The organism is Jeongeupia chitinilytica (genome assembly GCF_014652315.1).
Lineage (GTDB): Bacteria > Pseudomonadota > Gammaproteobacteria > Burkholderiales > Chitinibacteraceae > Jeongeupia > Jeongeupia chitinilytica.
The window spans coordinates 1-12,226 of sequence record NZ_BMYO01000010.1 but is presented as its reverse complement, the minus strand read 5'-3'; the positions used below and the strand labels follow the sequence as shown (position 1 = coordinate 12,226).

Annotated in this window: 12 protein-coding genes; all 12 read left to right on the top strand. The window is 66.8% G+C overall.

Annotated features, from left to right (window positions below):
• Window positions 1-17 precede the first annotated feature (17 nt).
• A complete protein-coding gene (locus IE097_RS16785) occupies window positions 18-1,466 on the top strand; it encodes a putative porin (protein WP_189462024.1) in 1,449 nt (482 codons plus the stop codon).
• 10 nt (window positions 1,467-1,476) lie between these two features.
• The gene (locus IE097_RS16780; RefSeq protein WP_189462023.1) at window positions 1,477-2,550 is read left to right on the top strand and encodes an ABC transporter substrate-binding protein; all 1,074 of its coding nucleotides are present in this window, start codon (window positions 1,477-1,479) and stop codon (window positions 2,548-2,550) included.
• Window positions 2,551-2,632: 82 nt separating this feature from the next.
• A complete protein-coding gene (locus IE097_RS16775; RefSeq protein ID WP_189462022.1) occupies window positions 2,633-3,694 on the top strand; it encodes an ABC transporter substrate-binding protein in 1,062 nt (353 codons plus the stop codon).
• 7 nt (window positions 3,695-3,701) lie between these two features.
• Complete coding sequence (locus IE097_RS16770; RefSeq protein WP_189462021.1) at window positions 3,702-4,748, top strand: ABC transporter substrate-binding protein; 1,047 nt, start codon at window positions 3,702-3,704, stop codon at window positions 4,746-4,748.
• Window positions 4,745-5,947: an MFS transporter gene (locus IE097_RS16765; protein ID WP_229797643.1), complete on the top strand. Its 1,203-nt coding sequence runs from the start codon at window positions 4,745-4,747 to the stop codon at window positions 5,945-5,947. The genes IE097_RS16770 and IE097_RS16765 overlap by 4 nt, the downstream gene beginning before the upstream one ends.
• 2 nt (window positions 5,948-5,949) lie before the next feature.
• Window positions 5,950-6,795 (top strand): ABC transporter permease, encoded by an 846-nt coding sequence (locus IE097_RS16760; protein ID WP_189462020.1) that lies wholly within the window; start codon window positions 5,950-5,952, stop codon window positions 6,793-6,795.
• A gap of 16 nt (window positions 6,796-6,811) precedes the next feature.
• Window positions 6,812-7,663 (top strand): ABC transporter permease, encoded by an 852-nt coding sequence (locus tag IE097_RS16755; RefSeq protein WP_189462019.1) that lies wholly within the window; start codon window positions 6,812-6,814, stop codon window positions 7,661-7,663.
• A 27-nt stretch (window positions 7,664-7,690) separates the two neighbouring features.
• Window positions 7,691-8,497 carry an ABC transporter ATP-binding protein gene (locus tag IE097_RS16750; RefSeq protein ID WP_189462018.1) on the top strand — a complete coding sequence of 269 codons (807 nt, stop codon included), beginning with the start codon at window positions 7,691-7,693 and terminating at the stop codon, window positions 8,495-8,497.
• Window positions 8,498-8,527: 30 nt separating this feature from the next.
• Window positions 8,528-9,346 carry an NADPH-dependent oxidoreductase gene (locus IE097_RS16745; protein WP_189462017.1) on the top strand — a complete coding sequence of 273 codons (819 nt, stop codon included), beginning with the start codon at window positions 8,528-8,530 and terminating at the stop codon, window positions 9,344-9,346.
• A 7-nt stretch (window positions 9,347-9,353) separates the two neighbouring features.
• Window positions 9,354-10,154: a class I SAM-dependent methyltransferase gene (locus IE097_RS16740; RefSeq protein ID WP_189462016.1), complete on the top strand. Its 801-nt coding sequence runs from the start codon at window positions 9,354-9,356 to the stop codon at window positions 10,152-10,154.
• A 55-nt stretch (window positions 10,155-10,209) separates the two neighbouring features.
• Window positions 10,210-10,827: a glutathione binding-like protein gene (locus IE097_RS16735; protein ID WP_189462015.1), complete on the top strand. Its 618-nt coding sequence runs from the start codon at window positions 10,210-10,212 to the stop codon at window positions 10,825-10,827.
• 82 nt (window positions 10,828-10,909) lie between these two features.
• Window positions 10,910-11,953, top strand: coding sequence for an NADP(H)-dependent aldo-keto reductase (locus IE097_RS16730; protein ID WP_189462014.1), 1,044 nt, complete (start codon window positions 10,910-10,912; stop codon window positions 11,951-11,953).
• The last annotated feature ends 273 nt before the right edge of the window (window positions 11,954-12,226 follow it).

Here is a 12,226-nt window from a genome sequence, read left to right as displayed (position 1 = left end):
AGATCAGGGAGATCACCATGCAACAGCACAGATATTGGCTGGGTGCCGGATTGCTGGCGCTGGCCGGTGCCGGTCATGCGGCCGCGCCGAGCAACGAGGAATTGCAAAAGCAGATCGTCGCGCTGAAAAAGGCGGTCGAAGCGCTGCAGCAGCAGCTGGACCAGAACGCGCAGGCCAGCAAGGCCGCGCCGGCAGTACCGGCCGCAACGGCGGTTGCCGCCAGCGATGCCGCCGGCACACCGGCGACGCGCGAAGACCTGCAGGGCGTGCAGGCCGACCTCGAGAACTTCAAGTACCAGGTCCAGCGCGACCGCGACACCGCAACCGCGACCAGCTCGCGGGCGCTGAACGTCGGCGGGACGATCCAGGCGCGGGCCGCCTATTCGTCGCAGGCGACCAGTACCAGCTCGAGCACCCCGGCCGGCGTCGTCAACAACCGCAATTCGAGTTTCGACGTACCGACAGCGATCCTTGCGTTCACCGGCAACCTCTACAAGGACTACGACGAAGGCCGCAATCTGGGCTACCGGCTTTCGGCCGGTGCGTCGCAGCAGACCGCGAGCAACAACAGCTTCCTCAACCTGCTCGATGCCTATCTGACGTACTCGGTGCTGCCGACGATCGACCCGGCCACGTCGCGGCTCGACATCGCCTTCGGCCAGCAACTGCTGCCCTTCGGTCTCGAAGTGCCGGCGACCGAAGACCTGAAGCCGGTGATCCTGAACGCCCAGTTCACCACTAGGCTCGGACTGGCGCAGCGCCAGATCGGCCTGATCGCCCGCGGCGATTTCGATCCGGTGGTCGACTACGGCTACAACTACCGCGCGCCGCTGCTGACGTATGCGTTCGGTGTGGTCAACGGCAACGGCCCGAATACCTCGGACAACAACAGTGCCAAGGACTGGGTCGGCCGGCTCGCGTTCACGGTGCCGTCCGATTACAACTCGTGGTGGCGTCAGCTCACCGTTGGCGGCTCGTTCTATCGCGGCAAGGCCAACCTGTTCGTACCGGGCACCGGCACCCTGGTCGGGACCGGCGACCGGGTCCGCTACGGTGTGGACGTGACCTACAACCACGAGCCGTTCGGCGTTACCTACGAATACATCCAGGGTCGCGACGACACGGCCAGCGGCACGACGCAGGCCAACACCAGGGTGTCGTCGATCAAGAGCGACTCGCACACCGCGACCTTCTTCTACAACTTCGGCGAACAGTTCGTGAAGGGCTTCCGCGCGCAGGGCCGCTACGACGACTGGTGGCCGAAGTCCTACCAGCCGTTCTTCCGCTATGACCGCTTCGATCCGAACACCGACAAGCCGAGCGACGAATCGACGGTCTACACGGCGGGCCTGAATGTGTTCTTCGCCCAGACGACCAAATTCCAGCTGAACATCAACCACACCGATGACAAGGCCAAGAATCAGTCGTACAGCGACTTCCTGGCCCAGTTCCAGTTCGGCTTCTGAGGATCGCGCCATGCAACGCAGACATTTCCTTCTTTCCACGCTGGTGCTGGCCTTGAGCCTGACACTGCCGGCCGTGTCCCGCGCCGACGACAGGCCGGCAGTCATCCGCATCGGCGTCGCCTCGGTCGGTACCGGCAACCGGCCGGTCTTCGGCGGCTCGTCGGTCGCGCTCGCCAACGTCAAGGGCGTGCTCGAGGACGAGTTCAAGGCCGACGGCATCAAGGTCGAATGGAATTTCTTCAAGGGCGCCGGCCCGGCGGTCAACGAGGCGCTGGCCAACAAGCTGATCGACTTTGCCTGGCAGGGCGACCTGCCGGCGCTGATCGGCAAGGCCGGCGGGCTCAGGACCCGGCTGCTGATCGCCGACGGCACCCGCGGTACGGCGTATCTGGCGGTGCCGTCCGACTCGACCGCCAAAACGCTCGAAGACCTCAAGGGCCGCAAGGTGGCGCTGTTCAAGGGCACCAATGCCCAGCTCGTCGTCGCCAAGGTGCTCGACGCGCGCGGAGGCTTGAGCGAGCGCGACTTCAAGTCGATCAATATGGACAGCGCGACGACGCAGGCGGCGATCGCGACCAAGGACATCGACGCCGGCTGGTTCGGTCCCGAGGTCTACGGCCTCGTCGATCGCGGCATCGCCCGCGTCGTCTACACGACCAAGGGCCAGGCGCCGAACCTGGCGCGGCAGACGCACTTCCTCGTCACCGAGGACTTCGAGAAGAAGTACCCGCAGATCACCCAGCGTGTGGTCACTGCACTGGTGAAGCAGGCGGCGTGGGCGTCGGACGACAAGAACCGCGAGCAGGTGCTGCAGCAGTGGAGCAAGTCCGGCGTGCCGTACAACGCGTGGAAGCAGGACTACGACGGCACGCCGCTGCGCGTGCGGCTCTCGCCCTTGTTCGATGACTACTTCGTCCAGCACTACAAGGACGCGCTGGCGCTGTCGAAGAAATTCAAGCTCGTCCGCGGCGACGTCGACATCGATGCCTGGCTTGAACCGAAGTACCAGCGTCAGGCATTGCGCGACCTGAAGCTCGAAGGCTACTGGCCGGACAACGACGCCAGGGGCGTGCCGAAAAAATAGTCGCGACCAGCGACGGGCCGAACCGGCCCGGACAGACCGGTGGCGCCCACAAGGCGCCGCATCCACCGCAGGAGAGGAAACCATGAAAACACTGTTCCGTTTCGCCGCCGCCGCGCTGGCCTTCGCGCTGGGCGCCGATGCCATCGCCGCCGGCGCACCGAAAGTCATCCGTATCGGCGTCTCGCAGGTCGGCACCGGCAACCGTCCGGTCGTCGGCGGCAGCACCATCGGCGTCGTCGCCAGCCGGGGCGAGATCGAGGAGGAGTTCCGCAAGGACGGCATCAAGGTCGAGTGGAACTACTTCAAGGGCGCCGGTCCGGCCGCCAACGAGGCGCTGGCCAACAAGCTGCTCGACTTCATCTTCCAGGGCGATCTGGCCTCACTGGTCGGCCGCTCCAGCGGGCTCAAATCCAAGATCATCGTCGCGCAGACCCGCAACGGCCCCGGCTATATCGCCGTGCCGACCGGTGGCAACGAACAGAATATCGATGACCTGAAGGGCAAGAAGCTGGCGGTGTTCAAGGGCACGGCCGGCCAGCTGCAACTGGCACGGGTGTTCGACCAGAAGGGTCTGGCCGAGCGAGATTTCCGCACCATCAACATGGATACCGCGACCACGCAGGCGGCGATCGCGACCAAGGACATCGACGGCGGGCTGTTCGGCGCCGACATCTTCCCGCTGGTCGATCGCGGCATTGCCCGTGTCATCCAGAAAACCGGCCCTGAATTCGGCCTGACCAGCCACGTGCTGGTGACCGAGGATTTCGAGAAGCAGTACCCGGAGATCGTCCAGCGCTTCGTCAACGTGGTGGTGAAGACGCAGGCGTGGGTCGGCGACGAGAAGAACCGTGACCAGGTGTTCCAGCAGTGGGCCAAGTCGGGCACGCCGTACTCGGCCTTCAAGCGCGATTACGAGGGCACCTCGCTGAAGGAGCGCCAGAGCCCGCTGCTGGACGAGAATTTCTATGCCCACTACCGCGATTCGCTGGCGCTGGCGAAGAAATTCAAGCTGGTGCGCGGCGATATCGACATCGATCAGTGGTTCGAGCCCAAGTACCTGAAGCAGGCGCTGAAGGAGCAGAAGCTCGAAGGCTACTGGGCCGAGCTGAACGTGGCCGGCAAGCCCAAACTCGTGGCCAAGTGAGGCGATGATGAAACGCGCACTCGTCTCCTTGCTGTTCGGTTTTGTGTCGGCGTTCGGTGTCGCCGCCAACCCGGCGGTGATCCGCGTCGGTGTGTCGACCGGCGCCAGCGGCAGCCCGGCCACCTTCGGCGGTGCGGCCACCGCGATCGCGCAGCAGCGCGGCGTACTCGAGGCCGCGTTCAAACCCGACGGCATCAGGGTCGAGTGGGTGTTCTTCAAGGGCGCCGGCCCGGCCGCGAACGAGGCACTGGCCAGCAAGCAGCTCGACTTCATCTGGCAGGGCGACCTTGCGGCAATCACCGGCAAGGCAGGCGGCCTGAACACCCGCATCCTGCTCGGCGACAGCCGGCTGGCACCGAGTTATCTGGTCGTGCCGGCAAAGTCGAAGGCCGCCTCGCTCGAAGACCTGAAAGGCCGGAAGTTCGCGCTGTTCAAGGGAACGACGCAGCAGCTGACGTTCAACCGGATCGCCGCGCAGCGCGGTCTGGCCGAGCGCGACTTCAAGACCATCAACATGGACGGGGCGACAACACTGGCTGCACTGGCCGCCGGCGACATCGACGGCGTCTACCTGCCGGTGAACGCGCTGCAGCTGCAGGAACGCGGAGTGGTCCGGGTGATCGAGGACACGCGCCGCGATCCGCTGGTCGCGGCACACACGCACCTGCTGGTCGACGCCGCGTTCGAGCAGCGCCATCCGCAGCTGGTGCAAAAGCTGGTCAGCGCGCTGGTGGCCAACGCCGCGTGGACGAGTGACGAGGCCAATCGCCAGCAGGTGTTCACCGGCTGGGCGCGCGCCGGCGTACCGGTCTCGGCATGGCAGCGCGATTACCAGCCCGATGCGCTGAAACAGCGGCTGACGCCCTTGCTCGATCCGTTCTTCTACGCGCACTACCGCGATGCGGTGCGCTTTGCGCGCCAGTTCGGCCTGATCCGCAAGGACGTCGATGTCGACGCCTGGATCGCGCCGCAATACCTGCGCGAGGCGCTGAAGGCGCAGAAGCTCGAACGGTACTGGACGCCGCTGGCGGCCGACGGCAAGGGGGCGGCGTGAGTCGGTTGCAAGCCTTTGTCGCCCGCCACCGTTTCCTGCTCGGCTTCGTGCTGCTGACGTCGACCGCGGGGATCAGCGTCGGCCTCGCCAAGGTCACGACCTCGCTGTACGCGCTGTCGCTCGGCACCGGCGCAACCGGCTTCGGCCTGGTGGCCGGCGCGCAAAGCATCGGCATCCTGTTCATGAGCCTGCCGATGGGAGTGATGGTCGACCAGTACGGCCCGGGCCGGCTGTTCCGCATCGGCTGCGTGCTGGTCGGACTGGTGTATCTGGCCGTGCCGGCGTTCGCCTCGGTGCCGTGGCTGCTGGCGTGCACCGCGCTGGTCAGCTTCCTGATGCCGCTGCGCTTCGTGTCGCTCAACACGGTGTTCATGCAGCAGCTCGAACGCGTCGGCGAGGCCAAGGCCGGCTGGTTCCGCGGCTCGCACATGCTCGGCATGTTCCTGATCGGCCCGGCGCTGGCGGCCGGGATCGTCAGCGCGCTCGGCTTTGCGGCCAGCTACTGGCTGATCGGCGCGACCTTCGTCGCGGCGGTGCTGCTGGCACCGCTGGTGTTCGGTCCGGCGCGCTACCGGGCCGACGCGCCGCGCTCGCTGAGCTGGCAAGAGGTCCGCGGCCAGCTGGCGCTGCTGGCGCGCGAGCCGGCGCTGCGCGACGTCAGCGCCATCGAGTTCGCCGGCGGCGCGGTGCACATGTATTTCAGCTTTTTCATCGTGGCGATTGCCGTCCACGGCTTCGGCCTTGGCGCGTCGCATGCGGCGGCGCTGATCTCGGTGCAGGGCGCGGCCTACATCGCGGCGCTGTTCGTGCTCGGTGCCGGGTTGCCCCGGCTCGGCGAGACGCGCTTCTACCTGAGCGGCTTCGCGCTCGCGCTGGCCGGCCTGCTGCTGCTCGGGCTGGCGCGCGTGCCGGCGCTGCTGTGGCAGGGCGCGGTGCTGCTGGGTCTCGGGCTCGGCATCCAGCAGATCGCCAATCTGGCGCGTTTCGCCCACATCGGCGCACGCCTCGGGCGCGGCAAGGTTGCCGGCCTGATGGCGCTGGTCGGCCCGGCCGGGGGCCTGTCCGGCAGCGTCGCCGGCGGCGTGCTCGGCGAACTGTTCGGCCTGCAGGCGCTGTTCCTCTGTTTCGTCCCGTGTTTCATCTGGTTCGCCTGGCGCGTGTTCGCGCGTCGCGATGCCGTTCTTGTACAAGGAGTCTGACCATGTCTTTGACCGAAACACTGCCCGTACCGGCGCTGGCGGCTCCGGCCGCCACGCCCCGGCTGGCCCAGGCGCTGGCCGGCCTGCGCAGCCGGGTGTGGCGCGGCGCACTGGCGCTGATCCTGCCACTGGCGGTGCTGGCGCTGTGGCATGCCGCCACGCTGAACGGCTGGGTGGCACAACAGATCCTGCCGGCGCCGGCGCTGGTATGGACGACGTTGCTCGATCTGTGGCACTCGGGCGAGCTGTGGACCAATCTCGCGATCAGCCTGACCCGGGTGGCCTGGGGCTTTTCGGCCGCGCTGGTGATCGGGCTGGCGCTCGGCGTGGCGATGGGGCTGTCGAAAACCGCCGAGGCCTACCTGTATCCGAGCTTCAAGGCGATTTCCGAAGTGCCGGTGCTCGGCTGGATTCCGCTCCTGATCATGCTGGTCGGCATCGGCGAGGCGATGAAGATCCTCGTCATCGCCAAGGCCGCCGCGGTGCCGATCACCATCAATACCCAGCAGGGCATCCGCAACATTCCGCAGCCGTATCTCGAGGTCGCGCGCGTCTACCGCTTCAACCCGCGGCAGCTGTGGCTGAAGGTGATCTTTCCGTCGACGCTGCCCAGCCTGTTCAACGGGTTCCGCTACGGGCTGACCAACGCCTGGCTGTCGCTGGTGACGGTCGAGCTGCTCGCGTCGAGCGAGGGCATCGGCTACCAGATGGTCTGGGGCCGGCAGCTGTTCCAGCTCGACGTGGTCATGGCGTGCATGCTCGTCATCGGCCTGGTCGGCCTTGCGATCGACCTGTTCCTGCAAATCACCGAAACCCGTCTGCTGCGCTGGCGGCGCGCAGCGTTCTGACCCGGAGGACACCGCGATGACATATCCAATTCCCGAAACCGATCCGGTGCTCGTCCGCGACGAGGTGCCCTCCGACAAACACGTGCAGCCCCCCGCGCTCTGGCGCTGGCTGTCGCAGCGCGACTGGCGCGGCTTCGCGCTGCCGCTGGCGGTACTGGCGCTGTGGTGGGCCGTGACCCGCTTCGGCCTTGCCAACACCCAGGTGCTGGCGCCACCGGAAGCCGTGCTGGTCGAAGGGCTGCACCAGATCTTCAACGGCGGCTTCGTCTGGGACCTGCTTGCCAGCGTCTCGCGCGATCTGGCCGGTTTCACCCTCGGCGGGCTGGCGGGCTTTGCACTCGGTACGCTGCTCGGCACCTCGCGGCTGGCCGAGCTGCTGGTCGCGCCCAGCTTCAATGCCGTCAAGCAGATCGCGCTGTTCGCGTGGATTCCGATGATCTCGGTCTGGTTCGGCATGGGCGAGCCGGCCAAGGTGGTGTTCATCGCGCTGGCGGCGTTCTATCCGGTGGCGATCAATACCTTCGAAGGCATCCGCAGCGTCAATCGCGATTACGCCGAGGTGGCGCGCGTTTACGGCTTTGGCCGGCTGCAGCTGTGGCGCCGGGTGATCCTGCCGGCGGCCAGCCCGCAGATCTTCACCGGCCTGCATCTGGCACTGATCTACGCGTGGCTGGCGACCATCGGCGCCGAGTACTTCCTCAAGTCCGGCTACGGCGTCGGCAACTCGATGATCGACGGCCGCGAGCATTTCAACATGGGCTCGGTGCTGTTCGGTCTCGTCGTCGTCGGCAGCATCGGCGCGCTGCTGAACCAGTTTGCCGTCCGGCTCGAACACCGCGCGCTCAAGTGGCGCAACCGCGCCGCCTGAGCGGCCGAATCCAACGGGAGAAAACCAATGAGCACCCTCAGCCTCAATCACGTCGGCAAGCAGTACAGCGTCAAGGGCGAACAGCTCGACGTGCTCGACGACATCAATCTGCACATCCAGCCCGGCGAGTTCGTCGCCATAGTCGGCAGCTCCGGTTGCGGCAAATCGACGCTGCTGCGGCTGGTGATCGGCCTCGACGACGACTACCGCGGGCAGATCCGCATCGACGGCGAGAAGATCAGCGGCACCAGCCTCGATCGCGGCATCGTGTTCCAGGAACACCGGCTGTTCCCGTGGCTGACGGTCGAACAGAACGTCGGTCTGGCGCTGGAAAACTCGCCGCTGTCGAACGACGAGAAGAAACGCACGATCGCCGGGCACCTCGATCTCGTCGGCCTCAAGGGCTTCGAGACCGCCTATCCCTACCAGTTGTCCGGCGGCATGAGCCAGCGCGTTGCCATTGCCCGCGGCCTCGTCAACCGGCCGGGCGTGCTGCTGCTGGACGAGCCGTTCGGCGCGCTCGACGCGCTGACCCGCGCCAACCTGCAGGCCGAGTTGCGGCGGATCTGGGAGCAGGAGGGCATCACCATGATTCTGGTGACCCACGACGTCGAGGAGGCGACCTTCCTTGCCGACCGCATCGTCGTGCTGCAGCCGCGTCCGGGGCGGATCAAACGCGTCGTGCCGGTGCCGCTGCCGCATCCGCGCAACCGTGCCGATCCGGCCTTCGTGGCAATCAAGGACGACGTGCTGTCCGAGTTCGGCCACGCACCCAGGCCACAACTGATCGAACCGCTGCCGCGGCCGTTCGGCGACTACGTGTTCGCCTGGTAATTCCACTTCCTCCCCAACGAGAACAGATTGATGAGCGCACTTTTCCAGTTGCTCCACGCCCGCTACGGCAGCGAACAGGATGTCCGCGTCGACGGCAATGCCGTCCTCGAGAGCCTGCTCGCCCACCGTTCGGTCCGCGCTTTCCTGCCCGATGCGCTGCCGGCGGGCACGCTCGAAACGCTGGTCGCGGCGGCGCAGTCGGCGGCGAGTTCGTCCAACCTGCAGGCGTGGAGCGTCGTTGCGGTCGAGGACCGCGAGCGGCGCTACCGCTTCGCCGACTGGACCGGCGGCCAGCAGCACATCCGCGACGCACCGCTGCTGCTGGTGTGGCTGGCCGACCTGTCGCGGCTCGAACGGCTCGGTGCCCAGCTGGGCGAACCGGTCGCCGGGCTCGACTACCTCGATTCCTTTCTGATGGGGGTGATCGACGCGGCGCTGGCGGCACAGAACGTCGTGACCGCGGCCGAATCGCTCGGGCTCGGGACCGTTTACATCGGCGCGATCCGCAACCAGCTCGACAAGGTGGCGGCCGAACTCGGCCTGCCGGCCAAGGTGGCGCCGGTGTTCGGCGTGGTGATCGGCCATCCCGATCCGACCCGGCCGTCGGCGGTCAAGCCGCGGCTGCCGCAGACCGCCGTGCTGCATCGCGAACGGTACGCGGTCAGTCCGCAGCAGGCCGCCGTTGCCGATTACGACGCCGTGATGCGGCGCTTCTATACCGCACAGGGCCTGCCGCCGCAGCCGTGGTCGGCGCATTCGGTCGCGCGGGTACGCGGACCGGAAACGCTGTACGGCCGTGACCGCCTGCGTGCGCAGATCGAAGCACTCGGCTTTTTGATCGACAACTGAGGACACCATGCCCAGCCTTGCCCTCGATACCCCCGAACTGGCCGAACAGTACGACGCGGTCAGCGACCTGCAGTACGAACACGGCCAGCACCTGCTCAATGCATTGCAACTGCGACCGGGCGAGAGCCTGCTCGACATCGGCGCCGGGACCGGCCGGCTGACCGAACTGGCCGCACGGCATCATGTCGGCCCGACCGGCCGTGTTGTCGGCATCGAACCGTTGCCGCTGCGTGTCGACATCGCCCGCAAGCGGGCATCGCCGTGGCACCACGCCGAAGTCGGCCGGGCCGAGGACCTGTCGCGCTTCGCCGCCGGTGCGTTCGACGCGGTGATCCTCAACAGCGTCTATCACTGGCTGCCGGACAAGGACGCGGTGCTGCGCCAGGCGTGGCGCGTACTGCGTCCCGGCGGCCGGATCGCGATCAGCAGCGCCAGCCGCGAACGCCCGCACGACCTGCAGCAACTGGTTGCCGATGTGCTCGCTCAGGCCGGTCTTGGCCGGCGTGGCGGCAGCGGCAGTACGCCGCATCCGGTGACCTTCGCCGAACTTGCCGCCCAGCTCGAAGCCGCGGGCTTTCACGTCGACGATGTCCGGCTGCGCCGGTTCGCCGACCGCTTCGCCGATGCCGAGGCCGTCCGCGTGTTCAGCCAGGCCAGCTCCTTCGGCAATTTCCTCGGCGAATTCCTGCCGGACGTCCGCACCGGTCTGCTCGCCGCACTCGAGGCCCGCATCGGCGCGCACCGCAATGCGGACGGCATCCTGCTGCATCGCAACCTGCTGTTTGCCCTGGCCCACAAACCGGCCTGACGCCGGTCTCCACCGAAATCCGGACAGAAATCCACATCGAAATAAGGAGAAACACATGAGCACCCTGTTTACCGCCCGCGATGCCTGCTCGTTTGGCGCCCATGTCGTCGTGCGCGAGCTCGACCTGCCGGTTGAAGTCGTTCGCGTAGCGCTGCGCACCGCCGAATCGCCGATCCACGCGGTCAACCCGCTCGGGCGGGTGCCGGCGCTGCGGCTCGACGACGACACCGTCATTACCGAGAACGGCGCCATCCTGCCTTACCTTGCCGACCTGAAACCGGGCACCACGCTGTTCGCGCTGCCGGGCGAGCCCGAGCGCGCACAGATCCAGAGCTGGATCAGCTACATCAGTACCGAAATCCACGCCGCCGGTTTCCGCCAGGTCAATCGTCCGGAGCGCTATTCGGCCGACCCGGCCAGCCACGACGGCATACGCCGGCAATCGGCCCGGACGCTGCATGCCGCCATCGCCCACATCGACCGCCACCTGCAGGGCAGGGACTGGCTGGTCGGCAACCGCTTCACCATCGCCGATGCCTATCTCGGCGTGTTCGTGCGCTGGATCGCGCGGCTCGGGCCGGACTTCGCCGGCTTCGACGCGCTGAACCGCTTCCGTGAAGCCTATCTGGCGCGCCCGAGCGTGCAGGCCGCGCTGGCGGCGGAGGCCGGCTGATCCGGCATCGCATATATACATATCAACACGCATTGGGCGCAGTCGTGGCGTAGTGCTGCCGGCTGCACCGGGAGGAGGAACGATGGAGTATCGCAAGCTGGGGCGTAGCGGCATCGAGGTCAGCCTGATCGGCCTGGGCACGATGACCTGGGGTGAACAGAACACCGAGGCGGAAGCACATGCGCAGATCGATTATGCGCTCGACCGCGGTGTCAACCTGCTCGACGCCGCCGAGATGTACCCGGTGCCGCCGCGGCCGGAGACGCAGGGGCGCACCGAGCAGTACATCGGCAGCTGGATCGCCAGGACCGGTCGCCGCAAGGACATCGTGCTGGCAACCAAGGCAGCGGGGCCGGTCCGGCAGTCACACCAGCCGTCGCATATCCCGCCGGGCGGTCATACCGCCAGCAACCTGGAGCGTGCACTCGACGCCAGCCTGAAACGGCTGCAGACCGATTACGTCGACCTCTACCAGTTGCACTGGCCCGATCGCAGTACCAACACCTTCGGCCGGCTCGGCTACCCGTGGATCGACGGCGAGGAAAGCGTCGCGATCGAGGTGACGCTGGAGGCGCTGGCCGGCTTCATCAAGGCCGGCAAGGTGCGTGCCATCGGCGTCTCCAATGAAACACCCTGGGGACTGTCGCGCTTCCTGAATGCCGCCGATTGGCTCGGGCTGCCGCGTGTTGCCAGCATCCAGAATCCGTACAACCTGCTGAACCGGACATTCGAGATCGGCCTGAGCGAATTCAGCCATCGCGAGGACATCGGTCTGCTGGCCTACTCGCCGCTGGCTTTCGGTGTCCTCAGCGGCAAGTACCTCGACGGCGCAAAACCGCAAGGCGCACGGCTCAGCCTGTACGAGCGCTTCTCGCGCTACACCAATCCGCAGGCCGAGGCGGCGGCACGCGAGTATGTCGGGCTGGCAAAACGTCTCGGGCTGTCGCCGGTGCAGCTGGCGCTCGCCTTCGTCAACAGCCGGCCGTTCACCACCAGCAACCTGATCGGCGCGACGACGCTGGCGCAGCTGAAGGAAAACATCGACAGCGCCGATGTCACGCTGGGCGAAGTGGCGCTGCAGGAGATCGAAGCGATCCACACGCGCCAGCCGAGTCCGGCGCCGTAAACGGGGTAGGGATGCTGAACAACGGGCGGCCTTGGGCCGCCCGTTGTGCTTTTCCGGCGCGGCGAAGCAGGGACTGCGGGATGTTTGACGGGCCGGCAGTGGTGTTCGGGCCGGTTGGGTGAGTCCGGCGAGGCCGAAACTGACGGTTTTGATGCTGTTGGCATGAGTTTGTCAGCTTCGCAGTCGGGCTTGGGGCGGCGTTGCGGTTAGGGCTGAAATCGGGGTGACGAAATTTCGCTGTCCGATCAGGGGTTTATCGGTTCGGTGCGAAAT

Excerpts from the sequence above, each read along its gene's own strand:
- IE097_RS16785 (WP_189462024.1), top strand. The coding sequence starts at position 18 with ATGCAACAGCACAGATATTGGCTGGGTGCCGGATTGCTGGCGCTGGCC.
- IE097_RS16755 (WP_189462019.1), top strand. The coding sequence starts at position 6,812 with ATGACATATCCAATTCCCGAAACCGATCCGGTGCTCGTCCGCGACGAG.
- IE097_RS16770 (WP_189462021.1), top strand. The coding sequence starts at position 3,702 with ATGAAACGCGCACTCGTCTCCTTGCTGTTCGGTTTTGTGTCGGCGTTC.
- IE097_RS16780 (WP_189462023.1), top strand. The coding sequence starts at position 1,477 with ATGCAACGCAGACATTTCCTTCTTTCCACGCTGGTGCTGGCCTTGAGC.
- IE097_RS16745 (WP_189462017.1), top strand. The coding sequence starts at position 8,528 with ATGAGCGCACTTTTCCAGTTGCTCCACGCCCGCTACGGCAGCGAACAG.
- IE097_RS16760 (WP_189462020.1), top strand. The coding sequence starts at position 5,950 with ATGTCTTTGACCGAAACACTGCCCGTACCGGCGCTGGCGGCTCCGGCC.
- IE097_RS16750 (WP_189462018.1), top strand. The coding sequence starts at position 7,691 with ATGAGCACCCTCAGCCTCAATCACGTCGGCAAGCAGTACAGCGTCAAG.
- IE097_RS16735 (WP_189462015.1), top strand. The coding sequence starts at position 10,210 with ATGAGCACCCTGTTTACCGCCCGCGATGCCTGCTCGTTTGGCGCCCAT.
- IE097_RS16730 (WP_189462014.1), top strand. The coding sequence starts at position 10,910 with ATGGAGTATCGCAAGCTGGGGCGTAGCGGCATCGAGGTCAGCCTGATC.
- IE097_RS16740 (WP_189462016.1), top strand. The coding sequence starts at position 9,354 with ATGCCCAGCCTTGCCCTCGATACCCCCGAACTGGCCGAACAGTACGAC.
- IE097_RS16775 (WP_189462022.1), top strand. The coding sequence starts at position 2,633 with ATGAAAACACTGTTCCGTTTCGCCGCCGCCGCGCTGGCCTTCGCGCTG.